At 71.8% G+C, this 14791-nt stretch carries 14 protein-coding genes and 2 tRNA genes; 8 read left to right on the forward strand and 8 right to left on the reverse strand.

Going from position 1 to position 14791, the window contains the following annotated elements:
- Positions 1-203 (reverse strand): Clp protease N-terminal domain-containing protein (locus N869_RS07575; protein WP_035059853.1); only part of this gene is annotated, 203 nt, incomplete at its 3' end.
- Between the two features lie 147 nt (positions 204-350).
- Between N869_RS07575 and N869_RS07580 the strand changes: the two genes are divergently transcribed.
- The 5 genes from N869_RS07580 to N869_RS07600 all read left to right on the forward strand — a co-directional run bounded on the left by N869_RS07580 (position 351) and on the right by N869_RS07600 (position 5052).
- Positions 351-746: a universal stress protein gene (locus tag N869_RS07580; RefSeq protein ID WP_035059854.1), complete on the forward strand. Its 396-nt coding sequence runs from the start codon at positions 351-353 to the stop codon at positions 744-746.
- Positions 743-1705 (forward strand): alpha/beta hydrolase, encoded by a 963-nt coding sequence (locus N869_RS07585; RefSeq protein ID WP_035059872.1) that lies wholly within the window; start codon positions 743-745, stop codon positions 1703-1705. Before N869_RS07580 ends, N869_RS07585 begins: the two co-directional genes overlap by 4 nt.
- 26 nt (positions 1706-1731) lie before the next feature.
- Positions 1732-2466, forward strand: coding sequence for a tRNA (guanosine(46)-N7)-methyltransferase TrmB (gene trmB, locus N869_RS07590; RefSeq protein ID WP_052105226.1), 735 nt, complete (start codon positions 1732-1734; stop codon positions 2464-2466).
- 25 nt (positions 2467-2491) lie between these two features.
- Positions 2492-4090 (forward strand): peptide chain release factor 3, encoded by a 1599-nt coding sequence (locus N869_RS07595; RefSeq protein ID WP_035059856.1) that lies wholly within the window; start codon positions 2492-2494, stop codon positions 4088-4090.
- Between the two features lie 446 nt (positions 4091-4536).
- Positions 4537-5052, forward strand: a complete 516-nt coding sequence (locus tag N869_RS07600; protein WP_156968419.1) for a hypothetical protein — start codon at positions 4537-4539, stop codon at positions 5050-5052.
- Positions 5053-5187: 135 nt separating this feature from the next.
- On the opposite strand, the gene N869_RS07605 is transcribed toward N869_RS07600, so the two are convergent.
- From N869_RS07605 to N869_RS07615, 3 genes are all read right to left on the reverse strand, one after another.
- Entirely contained in the window at positions 5188-6684 is a 1497-nt protein-coding gene (locus tag N869_RS07605) for an AAA family ATPase (RefSeq protein ID WP_035059861.1), read from the reverse strand.
- A 50-nt stretch (positions 6685-6734) separates the two neighbouring features.
- Complete coding sequence (locus N869_RS07610; RefSeq protein ID WP_084136658.1) at positions 6735-7655, reverse strand: formate/nitrite transporter family protein; 921 nt, start codon at positions 7653-7655, stop codon at positions 6735-6737.
- A gap of 78 nt (positions 7656-7733) precedes the next feature.
- A complete protein-coding gene (locus N869_RS07615) occupies positions 7734-8228 on the reverse strand; it encodes a septum formation family protein (protein ID WP_052105227.1) in 495 nt (164 codons plus the stop codon).
- A 167-nt stretch (positions 8229-8395) separates the two neighbouring features.
- Here N869_RS07615 and N869_RS07620 point away from each other — a divergent pair, with 167 nt between their 5' ends.
- Positions 8396-9799, forward strand: a complete 1404-nt coding sequence (locus N869_RS07620) for a ferredoxin reductase family protein (RefSeq protein ID WP_156968420.1) — start codon at positions 8396-8398, stop codon at positions 9797-9799.
- Positions 9800-9891: 92 nt separating this feature from the next.
- On the opposite strand, the gene N869_RS07625 is transcribed toward N869_RS07620, so the two are convergent.
- The 4 genes from N869_RS07625 to N869_RS07640 form a co-directional block, all read right to left on the reverse strand.
- Positions 9892-9964 (reverse strand) — tRNA-Arg (locus tag N869_RS07625).
- Positions 9965-10126: 162 nt separating this feature from the next.
- Positions 10127-10216: transfer RNA gene (locus N869_RS07630), tRNA-Ser, on the reverse strand.
- Positions 10217-10292: 76 nt separating this feature from the next.
- Positions 10293-11564 carry a threonine/serine exporter family protein gene (locus N869_RS07635; protein ID WP_035059862.1) on the reverse strand — a complete coding sequence of 424 codons (1272 nt, stop codon included), beginning with the start codon at positions 11562-11564 and terminating at the stop codon, positions 10293-10295.
- Positions 11565-11690: 126 nt separating this feature from the next.
- Positions 11691-13163, reverse strand: coding sequence for a glutamate synthase subunit beta (locus N869_RS07640; protein WP_035059865.1), 1473 nt, complete (start codon positions 13161-13163; stop codon positions 11691-11693).
- Between the two features lie 161 nt (positions 13164-13324).
- Here N869_RS07640 and N869_RS07645 point away from each other — a divergent pair, with 161 nt between their 5' ends.
- Both N869_RS07645 and N869_RS07650 read left to right on the forward strand, forming a co-directional pair.
- Positions 13325-14236 carry an LLM class flavin-dependent oxidoreductase gene (locus tag N869_RS07645; RefSeq protein ID WP_035059867.1) on the forward strand — a complete coding sequence of 304 codons (912 nt, stop codon included), beginning with the start codon at positions 13325-13327 and terminating at the stop codon, positions 14234-14236.
- Positions 14233-14791, forward strand: a 559-nt coding sequence (locus N869_RS07650; protein WP_035059869.1) for an LLM class flavin-dependent oxidoreductase, incomplete at its 3' end; no start/stop codon positions are given. The genes N869_RS07645 and N869_RS07650, both read left to right, overlap by 4 nt.

Consider the following 14791-nt stretch of genomic DNA (forward strand, 5'->3'; position numbering starts at 1 on the left):
GCCAGCGACGCGGCGGTGCGCCGGGCGACGGTGGCGCGGTCGGCGCCGACGGCGTCGAGCAGCGCGACGGCGACACCGTCCACCTGCTCCAGGAGTGCCTGCAGCAGGTGGACGGGTTCGATCTGGGGGTGGCCGGCGCCCGATGCGGCCTGGATGGCGGAGGCGAGCGCCTCCTGCGCCTTGGTGGTGAGCTTCGAGTCCATGGGTGTGTGCCTCCGTGCAGCAGGTTCGAGTGTCTGCCTCGACCAACCGGAACGAAGTTGAGTCTATTCCGCTCAACTCTCCGGTGCGAGCCGTGACCGCTGACACGAGGGCCGCCCGGTGGCATGATCGGGACCGAGGTGAGGCCAGTGACGCTGATCGTCGGATTCACACCCACACCCGAGGGCCGGGCCGCCCTGGAGCACGCCGTGGTCCAGGCACGCGCCCACCGCACCGACGTGGTGGTGATCAACGTGTCGGAGCGCAGCGACCCGCCGCAGAGCACGTTCGCCACCGACGCCGACCTCAAGGACGTCGAGAAGGTGCTCACCGACGCCGGTATCACCCACACGATCAGGCAGCTGGTGCGCGGCAAGGACCCCGCCGAGGAGGTCACCGACCTGGTGACCGAGTACCAGGCGGACATGGTCGTCATCGGCCTGCGCCGACGCACACCCGTGGGCAAGCTGGTGCTGGGGTCCAACTCCCAACGGATCCTGCTGGACACCCCGTGCCCCGTCGTCGCGGTGAAGGCCCCCACGTGAGCGGTGCCTGGTGCGAGGACGTCCTGGGCCCCGACTGGGAGGCGCGCACCCTTCCCCTGCGGCAGGACGAGCAGGGGCAGGCCGTCGCGACCCTGGTGCGCCGCCGCCGCACCACCGCCCGCCCACGCCGGGCGGTGCTGTACGTGCACGGGTTCGTCGACTACTTCTTCCACACGCACGTCGCCGACGCCTGGGACGACCTCGGGTACGACCTGCACGCCCTGGACCTGCGGACGTACGGGCGGTCGATGCTCCCCCACCAGATCCCGGACTACGTCCGCCACCTGGGCGTGCACACCGAGGAGCTCGACCTGGCGGCCCGGACCCTGCGCGAGGACGGGTACGAGGTGGTCGTGGGGTACGGGCACTCCACCGGTGGGCTGATCCTGCCCCTGTGGGTCGACGCCCGACGCGGACACCCCGGGCCACCCGCCGTCGACGCCCTGGTCCTGAACAGCCCGTGGTTCGAGCTGGCCCGCGGACCGGTGGTACGGGCGCTGATCGACGCGGCGCTCCCGACCGTGGCTGCGCTCACCCCCCGCCTGCCCGTGGGCGGCATCCCCCCCTGGTACGGGCAGGTGCTGCACCGCGACACCGGCGGGGAGTGGGCGTTCGACACCAGGTGGAAGCCCGTGGACGGGTTCCCCGCCCGCGCGGCCTGGATGCGCTCGGTGCGCCGCGCGCACCGGGCCGTGGCACGGGGCCTGGAGGTGGGCGTCCCCGTCCTGGTGTGCACGGCGGCCCGCAGCGGGCCGGTGGACCGCTGGCACGAGGACCTGGACCGCACCGACAGCGTCCTGGACGTGCAGCAGATGGTGCAGCGCGCACCCCGCCTGGGCGCCGACGTCACCGTGGTGCAGATCCCCGACGCGGTGCACGACCTCGCGCTCTCGGCCCGACCCGCCAGGGAGTCGTACCTGCAGGCCGTGCGCACCTGGGTGACCGACCGCCTGCCCTGAGACACCGGCCCTGAGACACTGGCCCGGTGACCGCCACGTTCGACCAGGCCGCGGGGGCGGCGCACCAGGAGATCCGCACCTTCCACCCCCGCCGCAGCCCCCTGTCCCGGGCCCAGCGCGAGGCCCTGACCCACCTGTGGCCGGGCCTGGGGTTCTCGATCCACAACCCCGCGAACGGCACACCCCCCAGCCACCCGGACGGCACCCTGGACACCACGGCCCTGTTCGGACGGCGGGCTCCGGTCGTGCTGGAGATCGGGTCGGGCATGGGTGAGGCGACCGTCGCGATGGCCGCCGCCGACCCCGACCGCGACTACCTGGCCGTCGACGTGCACATCCCCGGGATCGCGACCCTGCTGCAACGGGTCGACACCGCCGGGGTGGGGAACGTGCGCGTCGCCCACGGGGACGCCATGACCCTGGTGCGCGAGCACGTCGCGCCGTCGTCGCTGGACGCGGTGCACGTGTTCTTCCCGGACCCCTGGCCCAAGGCCCGCCACCACAAACGACGACTCGTCCAGGAACGGCACGTGCGCGTCCTCACCGACCGGCTGCGCCCGGGCGGCACCCTGCACTGCGCGACCGACTGGGACGAGTACGCCGAGCAGATGCTGACCGTGCTCACCGCACCGGGGTCCGGGCTGACCAACCCCCACCAGGGGTACGCCCCCCGTCCCCCGCACCGCCCGGTGACCAAGTTCGAGCAGCGCGGCCTGGACCTGGGGCACACCGTCCGGGACGTCGTCGTCCACCGTGCCTGAGGTGGTGCTGCAGTAGGTTCGGGGCATGGCCGACCCCCGTAGCGACTCCCCGGACGGCGACCACGGGGCGGCGCCCCGCCGCAGCATCGCGGTGATCTCCCACCCGGACGCCGGCAAGTCGACCCTCACCGAGGCCCTCGCCCTGCACGCCCGGGCGATCACCGAGGCCGGCGCCGTGCACGGCAAGGGCGACCGGGCGGGCGTGGTGTCCGACTGGTTGGAGATGGAGCAGAAGCGCGGCATCTCGATCACGTCCGCCGCCCTGCAGTTCGAGTTCGACGGCATGGTCATCAACCTGCTCGACACCCCCGGCCACGCGGACTTCTCCGAGGACACCTACCGGGTGCTGACCGCGGTCGACGCCGCCGTCATGCTGCTGGACGCGGCCAAGGGCCTGGAGCCGCAGACCCTCAAGCTGTTCGCGGTGTGCCGGCGGCGCGGGATCCCGGTCATCACGTTCGTCAACAAGTGGGACCGCCCCGGCCGGGAGGCCCTGGCCCTGGTCGACGAGCTCGCCGAGCGGATCGACCTGCACGCGACCCCCGTCACGTGGCCCGTCGGTGAGGCCGGTGACCTGCAGGGCCTGCTGGACGCCCGGCACGAGCACGTCACCATGTACCGGCGCGCCCCCGGTGGGGCGACCCTCGCCGAGGAGGAGCCCCTCAGCCGCGAGGAGGCCACCGCACGGTTCCCCGACCGGATGCCCGACGCCGTGGACTCCATGGGCCTGCTCGGTGAGGTGGACGTCGAGACGTTCCTGCAGGGGCGCACCAGCCCCCTGCTGTTCGGTGCGGCCCTGACGAACATCGGCGTCCGCCAGCTGCTGGAGGTCGTGACCACGTTGGCGCCGGCGCCCGGCTCCCGCCCCGACGTCACGGGCGAACCGCGGCCCGTGGACGGGCCGTTCAGCGGTGTGGTGTTCAAGATGCAGGCCGGCATGGACCCCAAGCACCGTGACCACGTGGCGTTCCTGCGGGTGTGTTCCGGGGTGTTCCGGCGCGGCACGGTGTACACCCACGCCCAGTCCGGGCGGCCGTTCGCCACCAAGTACGCGGCGTCGGTGTTCGGGCGGGAACGGGAGACCGTCGAGGACGCCTACCCCGGGGACGTCGTCGGGCTGGTCAACGCCACGAACCTGGCAGTGGGCGACACCCTGTACGACCCGGACGGCCCACCGGTGGAGTTCCCGCCGATGCCGGTGTTCGCCCCCGAGCACTTCCTGGCGGCACGAGCGGCCGACCCCGGCCGGTCCAAGCAGTTCCGCAAGGGGATCGCCCAGCTCGAGCAGGAGGGCGTGGTGCAGGTGCTCGTCTCGGAGGCCCGCGGCGACGGGCAGCCCGTCCTCGCCGCCGTCGGCCCCCTGCAGTTCGAGGTCGCGTCGTTCCGCATGGAGCACGAGTTCCGCGCCCCGATCCGCACCGAGACGCTCCCCTACTCGGTGGCGCGCCTCGCCAACGACCAGGACGTCGAGATCCTCGCCGGCACCCCCGGGGTCGAGATCGCCCACCGCGCGGACGGCACCCGGGTCGCGCTCATCCGTGACATCTGGCGGTTGCGGGGCCTGCGCCGCGACAAGCCCGACCTGGAGCTGGCGCCCCTGCTCGCGGACGCCGTCGAGGACTGACATGACCCGCGCCACCACCACCCGCCCCTCGCGCGCGGACCTGGTGGCGGTGCGCCGGGCGACGACCGAGTACCCGCAGTCGTGCAGCGAACCGAGCTCCTGACCGTGCTCACCGTCGAGGTCGGCATCGATCGACCACGGCGCCTACGTCTCCAGCGCGTCCCACCCGGGGTCGCCGCTCTCGACGCGCACTCCCATGGGCGGGTCACCGGGACGAGCCCCCTCCCGCCCCCCGTGCTGCGCACAGCCCACGCCTGAGCCTGCGCACCCCCGGCCCAGGAGGACCGTTGACCGGCTCCCGTGTGTGCATCAGACTTCGTCGGTAGTGGGGTCATGACCAGGCGGAGGCCGCTGTGGACCGACGACCGACCCGTTGGGCACTCTCGTTGATCATTTCTGGCGCGCTCATCGCCGGCTGCTCGGCGATCGATGCCGACCGTGGAGATGTGGCAACGGTGCCGATGGGCGACTACCCCTACTACGCGACGACCGCCGACCTGATCGACCGGGCCGACCTCGTCGTCCGCGCGACTCTCACCTCGACCCGACCCGGCGCGCTGCATCCGGAGCGACCGACCGGGGCCGACCCGGCGCTCAACCCCCAGGCCGGCGTGACCGACGCTGCGAGCGGCGTGACCGAGGCGATGGACGTGACCATCGCGACCGTCCGGGTCGACGAGGTCCTCAAGGGCGGCGTCTCCCCCGGGCAGAGCATCGACGTCGTCCAGCCCGGTGACGCGTCGGCCGGCACTCCACCGCCCGGGGTGACGTACATCGAGGACGAGACCGTCGAGTACCTGCTGGTGCTCGCCTCGTTCCCGTCCGGTGCCGCGCTGCTCAACCCGACGCAGGCGCTCTACACCGTCGCACCCGACGGGACCCTGACCCCCGTCGATCCCGACGGTACGGTCCTCACCACCCTCGACGAGGCGCGCGCCCTGGTCACCGACGACCCGACGTGACCCGCCCGGGCCGCCAACCGCCACACGTACCCCGACCGGGACCGATCGGTTGCACCGGCGCCCCGACCGGGACCGATCTGTTGCGGAAAGCGATACCGATCGGTCCCATGCCGTCGCAAGGAGCCGGGGACACGTTCAGGCGTCGTACAGCTCTGCCAGGTCGACGAGGTGGACGTCGGCGCGAGCTCGCGCCACCGCCACGAGCGCGCCGTCGAACCCGGCGGTCGAGAACACCGTCAGCCGCGCGCCGCCTGCATCTCGACCCCGGCTGACCAGCAGGTCGCGCACGTGCTCGAGCCTGTGCAGGTCGGCGACCGTGCGGCGCCGGTTGGTCGCCTTCGCCTCGCCCAGCAGAACGACCGGCGCCGCAGAGTCGGTCAGGTCCGCGCCCCTGGGACCTGCCACGACGTCGACCTCGTGCTGAGCCCTCGCGTCCGCGTCGTTGATCACCGCGGGCGCGGCATCGCCCAGAGGTTCACCGAAGCGCTCCCCCGCGTACCGGCTCGCCCACACGCGGGCCATGTGCTCGAACTGGGGACCCAGGACCTGCGACGAGAACGCCGCGGCCGCTGCATTCCACGCCTCACCCAGCTGACGTTCCTCGAGCAGCGCCCGGTGGGGCTCGATCACCGCCTGGGTGAAGCGGATGATGGGGTCCGCAACCTCGAACAAGGGACGACGCCTTGTCAGCGCGTCCTCCTCGCGACGCAGGAACCCGGTCTCCACGAGGGCCGACAACGGGTGGCGTAACCGGTTGTGGTCACGCCCGACCCTTGCGCCGATCATGCTCTGCGTGCGAGAGCCCTGCGCGACCGCCGTCAGGACCGACGTGTAGAGGGCCCGGTCCAGTGACCGCGGGTCCTCACGCAACAGGTACGCCTGCTCTCCGAACAGCGCGGAGGCGGGTGACATCACCTCCTCCATGAGCCACCTCGGGACCGCCGACGGGTCCTCAGGCGGGGCGGAACGCACCAGGTTCTTGTACCCGGGCGTCCCGCCGAGCACTGCGTGCACCTGGAAGGCCACGTGCGGGCTCACCACCCCCCAGAACTCGCGGGACTGCCGGTAGTCGAAAGCGTGCAGCGTCATGTCGAGCTGAGCACGTCCCCGCAACGGCCGCTGCCCGCTCAGCAGGTCCCGCATGACGGACAGCGCCGAGCCGCACACGACGACGGCACCCACGCCGTCCTCCCGGTCGGCGGCCTCGTCGTACAAGAGCTGGAGGATCGACGGGATGCTCGGCGAGCGTTCGAGCAGGTACGGGAACTCGTCGAGCACCAGGAAGGACGCACCTGGCGCCCGACGCGAGGACGCCCCCCCGCCGCGAGGCATCCCAAGCGCTGTCCGCAGGGCGACCTCCCAGTCGTCGAACCTCAGAGACCCCGCCGGGTAGCCCAGGTGTTCAGCGACGTCGTCCGCGAAGGCCGCCAGAGCGAGCGGGGTCTCCAGCTCACGGGCCTGGTGGTACAGCCCGCCGGCTGCCGCGGCAACCCTCCGCAGCAGGTAGGACTTCCCGTGGCGCCTACGACCGGAGAGGATGCCCAATGCCAGACCCGGACCCTCCCGAGAGGCCAAGCTGGTGAGGTCGTCCCACTCGTACGTGCGGTCGTAGAGATCTGTCGGCCTGTCCACCCCACAACTATAACTCCATTTACTATAACTGGACTTATAGTTGTTCGCCCTCAGCCGCGGGCGTCGTCGGCGGGTAGGGACGCGTCCCGGTGGCCGGGTGGCGGGGCGTCCGCCGGGGGTTCGGACAGGCCGCGTCGGCGCAGGTAGGAGGCGTCGTCGTTGACGTACGCGTAGTACAGGCCGATGAGCAGACCCCCGCCGATGAAGTTCCCGACCAGGGCGAGCCCGACGTTCCCGGCCGCAAGCCCCACGTCGATCCCCTCCCGCAGGCCCACGATGGCGAAGAGCACCGTGTTGGCGACCGAGTGCTCCAGGCCCAGGAACGCGAAGATGAACACCGACATGATCATCGCGAGGCTGCGGGTCAGGTCGTCCTTGATGAGGCCGTTGTAGACCAGCAGCATCGCCAGGTTGATCAGGAAGTTGCACAGGATCGCCCGGACCATCAGGTCGCCCCAGCCCGCGGCCGTCGCCATGTACTCGAGCTTGTGGTCCACCGACGCCTGCATCTCCACAGCCGCAGCACCGTCCAGCAGCGTCGAGAAGCGCAGCAGCACGGCGATCACCGCACCGCCGATGAGGTTGCCCGCGAAGCACAGCCCCAGCAGCCGCAACGCGTTCCACACCGTCGTGCGCCGGTGGTAGCGCCCGACCGTCACGATCATCATGTTCGACGTCAGCAGCTCGGACTTGGTGTAGTAGATGAACACCAGCGCCCACCCGAACGCCAACGCCCCCGCCGCACGACCCAGGGTCCGCAACGTCGTCCCGTCCACCGACACCGCATCGAACGCCGCGATCACCGCGTAGTTGGTCGCGTAGAAGACCCCGATGAGGATCCCGGCCATCGCCGCGCGCTGCAGGTAGCGGCGCGTCAGCTGCGCCGACATCGTCGTCTTCGTCTCCAATGCCTCCAGGGCGGTGCTGATGAAGAGCTTGCCCGGGAACAGGCGCGTGTGGTCAGCGTTCACAGGGGACACCGTCCCACCATGGGCATGCACCGGTCACGGACCCACGTCCCGGCACGCCGCGGCACGCCGCGGCACAGGTCAGCGCTGGGAGTCGCGCAACGAGCCCGTCACCTGCTCGTCGGTGACGATCAGCAAGCAGGTGACCAGACGCTCCTCGTCGAGGTCCCACGTCGACTCGATCGGCTGGAGCCAGCTGATCTCGAGCTCGGAGTCCAGCCAGGCGGTCCCGACGTACGGCTCGAACTCCTCCTCGCACCGGACCGACGCCAGCTCGAACAGCTCCTCGTCACCGGGGTACTCCTCACCCGGGACCGGGAAGTCGGCGTACACCTCGACGTCGTGCGGCTCCGAGCAGGGGATCACCTGGACCGAGTCGGTCTCACCCTCGGTGATCACACCGTCCAGGCAGTCCCCCACCGTCAGCGACAGCACACTGACCTCACCGGCCTCGCTGATCGCACCCTCGTCGTCCCGGACCGGCTCCGGGGGGCCGAACAGCTCGGCGCAGCCCCCGAGGGCGAGAGCCGCCCCGACGGTCAGGGCGACAGGGAGGAGGGCACGGGCGCGCGACATGGAGGTCTCCTGGGAGGTGGGGGCCACGTGCGCCGTGCGCGTGGCGGATGAACCGTAGCGAAGACGGTCACACCGAACCGGACGAACCTGACGCAGGCCTGCGACTGAGACCGGAATGAGACCCAGGTTTACGCAAAGGTCACAATTCGGGCACGATCATGGGCACGATGACTCATCAGATCGCCCTCACGGGCACGCCCGTCGCCCCGGCCCCACCACTCCTCAGACGGTGGTGGGGGGACGCGGTGCGACTCGTCGTCGGCGCGACCGTCCTCGCCGTGGTGTGCCTGTGGGCCGCGAACGGGGGCGTCACCGAGCTCACCGGTGACCTGGACGACGTCCTCACCTCCGTCGGCCACCTGTCCGGCCTGGTCAGCGCCAACCTCCTGCTCCTGCAGGTGCTGTCCATGGCCAGGCTCCCCTGGGCCGAACGGTCCCTCGGCCAGGACCGCCTGGTCCGCTGGCACCGGTTCCTCGGTGTCAGCTCGATCGCCCTGATGCTCGTCCACGTGCTCGCCGTGCTGGTGCGGTACACGGTCCAGGCCGGGCCACGCGCCGTCGTCGACCTCGTCATGGGTGGGCGCGGCATGCTCGCCGCCGTGATCGGGACCGTCCTGCTGCTGGCCGTCGCCGCGTCGTCGGTGCGCAGGGTCAGGCGGCGCCTGCGGTACGAGCACTGGCACCTGCTGCACCTCTACGCCTACCTGGGGGCCGGGCTCGCCCTGCCCCACCAGCTGCTCGCCGGGGCGGACTTCCTCGCCTCCCCGGTCGCGACCGTGTACTGGTGGACGTTGTGGGCCGGCGCCGCGGTCGCCGTCCTCACCTTCCGTGTGGTGGTGCCCATCCGGCTGAACCTGCGGCACCGGTTGCGCGTCGCCGCCGTCTGGGAGGAAGGCCCCGGGGTGGTGTCCATCCGGATGACGGGCCGCCGGCTCACCGACCTGCGGGTGGCCGCCGGGCAGTTCTTCGTGTGGCGGTTCCGTACCGGCGCGGGGTGGACCCGCGGGCACCCGTTCTCCCTGTCGGCCGTCCCCACCGGATCGACGTTGCGGGTCACCATCAACGTCCACGGCGACGACGGCGAACGGCTCGCACGCCTGCAACCCGGCACCCCCGTCCTGGTCGAGGGCCCCTACGGGCGTCTCACCACCCAGCACCGCACCCGCACCGGCCTGGCGTTCATCGGCAGCGGCATGGGGGTGGCACCGCTCATCAGCGTGCTCCAGGACGCGGTCCGCACCCAGGCCCTGGTCCGACCGGCCACGTTCGTCCGCCGGTTGCGCAACCCCGGCCCCCACCCCCTGGACAAGGACCTGTTCGCGCTGCAACGGGCCGGATGGGTGCGGGTCGTGGACGTCGTCGGCCCCCGCACCACCACGGGGAGCCCCTGGCTACCGACCTCCGCACGGCACGTCGACGGGCCCGACGCACTACGCCGGCTCGTGCCCGACCTGGACGACTGCGACCTCTACGTCTGCGGGGCGTCCCCCTGGGTCGCGGCCGTCGCGTCCGACGCCCGTGCCGCAGGGGTACCGGCCGACGCACTCCACGCCGAGCACTTCGCCTGGTGACCCGGGCGGATGTACCGCCCGACGCCGGGCCGCCACACCACCCGTGAACGACGAAGCGGGACACCCGATGAGGTGTCCCGCTTCGTCATCTGCGCGCCCGGAGGGATTCGAACCCCCAACCTTCTGATCCGTAGTCAGATGCTCTATCCGTTGAGCTACGGGCGCATGGTCCTTCAGAACCGTCGACGAGCATACATGCCCCGGCGCCCCGCACCCAAAACGATTGCCCGCCCACCGACGGACCGCCCCCGACCGTGGAACGGGGACACGAGAACGGGCCGGACCTGTGGAGGTCCGGCCCGTTCGTGACCTCGAGGAGGTCGGACGCGGAGACGGTGGGATTTGAACCCACGGAAGGGTTGACCCCTTCACGGCCTTAGCAGGGCCGCGCACTAGACCTGACTATGCGACGTCTCCAGACTGCTGATCAGGGTACCCGGCGTGTCCAGCAGGGGCAAAGCCCGACCACCCACCACCACCGGCGAGGATCCCGTCACCGGTCGAACGCCCACGCCCGGTCGGTGAGCATGCGCGCCGCGGCGAGCCCCACGGCGATCGAGATCACCACGAACACCGCCTGCACGCCCGAGTAGACGGCCGTCTCGACGTCACCGTTGTTCAGCCCGACGATCGCCCGGTAGACCGCAGCACCCGGCACCATGATCACCACGGCCGGCACGGACACGGTGATCCGCGGCACCTTGATCAAGGGCGCCACCCACGCGGCCAGCAGCCCCACGAGCAGCGTCGCGATCATCGTGGACGCCTGGATCGCGACGCCCAGGTCGGCCAGCTCCAGGCGCAGGACGTTGGTGACCATGCCGATGGCCGCGGCCCCCAGAGCCATGCGCACCGGGGAGTTGAACATCAGCGCGAAGCCCAGCACCCCCAGGAAGCTCGCGAGCAGGCGGAACGCGATCCCCAGCAGCACCGGGATCTCGGCCGGGACCGCGGGCGCCGGGTCCAGGCCCGCCAACCACGACACCGCCCACACGCTGAACCCCGCCGAGGTGAGGATGGTCAACGCGTAGACGGTGCGCGCCACCCCCGCAGAGAAGTCCAGCTTCGCCAGGTCCAGGGCGCCGGTGACCAGGGCGAACCCCGGCACCAGGAACAGCACCGCCGAGACGTACCCCGCCTGGTGGCTCGCCCCACCTCCGTCGGCCACCGCGTCCAGGGTCAGGACGAACGCCAGGTACACCAGGCACGCAGCCGCCGCCGCGATCATCGTGGTGCCGAAGTGGTTGATGTGCCGGTGCAGGAACGTGCGCCGCACGAACTGCCCCACGCCCGCGGCCATGAAGACCCCGGTCACCTCCACCGGGCCGCCGTTGTTCAGGTACGCGAACGCCCCGCACGCCATCGCCGCGAACGAGGCGTTGGCGAGGGCCGGGTACAGGGGCGGGATCTTCTCGATCCGGTCCAGCTCGGTGTTGATGTGCTCGACCGTGGCGCCCGGACGCAACCCGTTGCACAGGTCCGTCAGCTGGGCCAGGCGGTGGGAGTTGACCCCGATCGACCGGACCTCGGCGACCTCGGTGCGGAAGATGGGCCCACGGTGGGAGGTGCTGGTGATCTCGGTGAGGGTCACGTGCGCCTGGTGGCGGTCCAGACCCAGCGCCTGGGCGACCTGCTGCATGGCGGCCTTGACCCGGTAGCTGCCGGTGCCCGACGCGAGCATGGCCTTGCCGACGCGCAGCACCGCACCCGACTGCCTGATGAGCCCCACGGGCTCCAGGGCGTCTTCGTCACGAACGTTCGACATGCGCCCCATCCTGGCGTGCACCCACCGGCCCTGGGCGGGACCCAGGGCCGCCCAGGTGTGTGACGGACCTCTCGTTCAGCGTCGTGCGCGGGTCAGCCGCGCACGAGGATCAGCGCCGCGCGCCGGTCACGGACGCAACGCGACCGCGCTCGCCTTCACCGGCGAGGGCAGCTCGGTGCGACCCTGCAGGTAGGCGTCGACCGACGCCGCGGCCGCGCGGCCCTCGGCGATCGCCCACACGATGAGGGACTGGCCACGACCAGCGTCACCGGCGACGAACACCCCGGGGACGTCGGTGGCGTAGTCGTCGGACCGTGCCACCTCCCCACGGCCGGTCAGGGTGACACCGAGCTGCTCCAGCAACGGCCCCTGCTCCGGCCCGATGAACCCCATCGCCAGGAGCACCAGCTGGGCCGGGATCTCACGCTCGGTCCCCTCGACCGGTGCGGGACGGCCGTCGACCATCTCCACGTCCGTCAGGCGCAACGCACGGACCCGGCCCTCGTCGTCCCCGAGGAACGCCTGCGTGCTGACCGCGTACACGCGGTCCCCGCCCTCCTCGTGGGCGCTGGTCACCTTGAACAGCATCGGGTAGGTGGGCCACGGCTGGTTCGCGGGACGCTCGTCCGGGGGCTGGGGCATGATCTCCAGCTGCGTCACCGAACGGGCACCCTGGCGGATGGACGTGCCGAGGCAGTCCGCACCCGTGTCACCACCACCGATGATGACGACGTCCTTGTCGGTCGCCGTGACCTGCCCCTTGACGGCCTCGCCGAGCGCGACCCGGTTCGCCGGGGGCAGGAACTCCATCGCCTGCATGATCCCGGACAGCTCCCGCCCCGGGACGGGCAGGTCACGTGGCGTGGTGGAACCCACCGCCAGGACCACGGCCTCGTAGCGTTCGCGCAGCTCCTCACCGGTGATGTCGGTACCCACGTCGATGCCCGTGCGGAAGACGGTGCCCTCGGCCTCCATCTGCTCCAGGCGTCGGTCGATGTGGCGCTTCTCCATCTTGAACTCGGGGATCCCGTACCGCAGCAGGCCCCCGACGCGGTCGGCACGCTCGTAGACGGCCACGGTGTGCCCGGCGCGCGTCAGCTGCTGGGCGGCGGCGAGACCCGCGGGCCCGGACCCGATGACCGCGACGGTCTTGTCCGTGTGCCAGTGGGGGTGCTGGGGCACCACGAGGCCGCGGTCGAACGCCTCGTCGATGATCGTGACCTCGACGTTCTTGATGGTGACCGCCGGCTGGTTGATGCCCAGCACGCAGCTCGTCTCGCACGGGGCCGGGCACAGCCGGCCCGTGAACTCGGGAAAGTTGTTGGTCGCGTGCAACCGGTCGGACGCCTCCGCCCACCGGCCCCGCCACACCAGGTCGTTCCACTCGGGGATCAGGTTGCCCAGCGGACAGCCCTGGTGGCAGAACGGGATGCCGCAGTCCATGCACCGCCCCGCCTGGCGGTGCAGGACCGCCAGGTCCTCAGGGTGGCCGGCGCGGTGCTCGTGCACCTCACGCCAGTCCATGATCCGCACCGGGACGGCGCGGTCACGGGGAAGCTCACGATCACGGGTCTTGAGGAATCCGCGAGGGTCGGCCACTGGGCACCTCCGAGTCCGGCACGACGCACCCGGTGCGGTGCGCCCTGGGCAGGGTACGGGCATCTGGGACGTCGTGCGTGGAACGAACGTCCTGCGGACACCCACGGAACACCGCCCGCCCCGCGGCTGTTGACGAGCGTGCTCCCACCGGAAGGAAAACCATGGCTGACTACGGTCACGACCTGCTCCTGGGGTCGTTCGTGACCCCCACGAACAAGGACCCCCAGAGGCCCGTCCGGCTCGCGGTCGCCAGCGAGCACGCCGGCCTGGACCTGGTCACGTTCCAGGACCACCCCTACCAGCCGGGCTTCCACGACACCTGGACCCTCATCGCCTACGCCGCCGCCCGGACCGAGCGCATCACCCTGGCGGGCAACGTCCTGAACCTGCCGCTGCGGCCGGCGGCCACCCTCGCCCGGTCGGTCGCCAGCCTGGACCTGCTCACCGGCGGACGGGTCGCGCTGGGCCTGGGGGCCGGGGCGTTCTGGGACGCGATCGAGGCGATGGGCGGCACCCGCCTCACGCCCGGGCAGGCGGTCACCGCCCTCGACGAGGCGATCGACGTGATCCGTGGGGTGTGGGACACCGACACCCCGGGGGTGCTCCGGGCCGGCGGGGAGCACCACCGGGTCGACGGCGCCAAGCGCGGCCCCAGCCCCGCCCACCCGGTCGACGTCTGGTTGGGCGCGTACAAGCCCCGCATGCTCGCCCTGACCGGGGCGAAGGCCGACGGCTGGCTGCCGTCCCTGGCCTACATGAGCTCCCACGAGGACCTGGCGGCGGCCAACGCGCGCATCGACGACGCCGCCCACGAGGCCGGCCGTGACCCCCGGCAGGTGCGACGGCTGCTCAACATCAGCGGGACCGTCACCGACGGCGCCGACGACGGGTTCCTGCAGGGCCCCGTGCAGCAGTGGGTCGAGCAGCTCGCCGGGCTGACCCTCGAGCAGGGGTTCAGCGGGTACGTGCTCATGGGCGACGACGAGCGCACCCTGCAGGTGCTCGGGCAGGAGATCGGGCCCGAGCTGCGCGACCTGGTCGCCCGCGAGCGCGGCACCGGGTCGGCCCGGTGAGCGCGCCGACCGACCTGGAGGCGGACGCGTCACGGAGCGGTGACCACGGGCACCCGGTCCGGTGGGGTGTGCTGGTCGACGGTCAGGACCCGGCCCGGGTGACGGGGGTGGCGCTCACCGCCGAGGAGGTCGGGCTGGACCTGGTGGTCGCGGGGCCGCCGGTGGGCGACGGGCCCGCCGGCCTGGACCCGTGGACTGTGGTGGCGTGGGTCGCGGGCGTGACGTCGCACGTGGGCCTCGGCGTGTGGGGCGTGGCCCCGCAGGGGCCGGAGGCGGTGGCGGTGAAGGCGGCCGAGAGCCTGGACCGGTTGAGCGGTGGACGGTTGCTGATGGACGTCCGCACGTCCGGCACCACGACCGGCACCACGGCTGGCACCACGGCTGGCACCACGTCCGTGGACGCGGCCGGCGTGCCCGTGGGGGTGGGTGCCTCCCGTGAGGTCGTGGGTCGCTCCGACGACGTGCACGCGGTGGACCTGCGCGGCACGGCGCCGGACGTCGCGTCGGGGCCCGGCGGGGTCGTGGGTGGGTGGCGGGCCGAGGTGGACCGCGCGG

The sequence above is a fragment of the Cellulomonas bogoriensis 69B4 = DSM 16987 genome (assembly GCF_000767165.1).
GTDB classification, from domain to species: Bacteria; Actinomycetota; Actinomycetes; order Actinomycetales; family Cellulomonadaceae; genus Actinotalea; species Actinotalea bogoriensis.

Excerpts from the sequence above, each read along its gene's own strand:
- N869_RS07595 (WP_035059856.1), top strand. The coding sequence starts at position 2,492 with ATGGCCGACCCCCGTAGCGACTCCCCGGACGGCGACCACGGGGCGGCG.
- N869_RS07615 (WP_052105227.1), bottom strand. The coding sequence starts at position 8,228 with ATGTCGCGCGCCCGTGCCCTCCTCCCTGTCGCCCTGACCGTCGGGGCG.
- N869_RS07620 (WP_156968420.1), top strand. The coding sequence starts at position 8,396 with ATGACTCATCAGATCGCCCTCACGGGCACGCCCGTCGCCCCGGCCCCA.
- N869_RS07635 (WP_035059862.1), bottom strand. The coding sequence starts at position 11,564 with ATGTCGAACGTTCGTGACGAAGACGCCCTGGAGCCCGTGGGGCTCATC.
- N869_RS07645 (WP_035059867.1), top strand. The coding sequence starts at position 13,325 with ATGGCTGACTACGGTCACGACCTGCTCCTGGGGTCGTTCGTGACCCCC.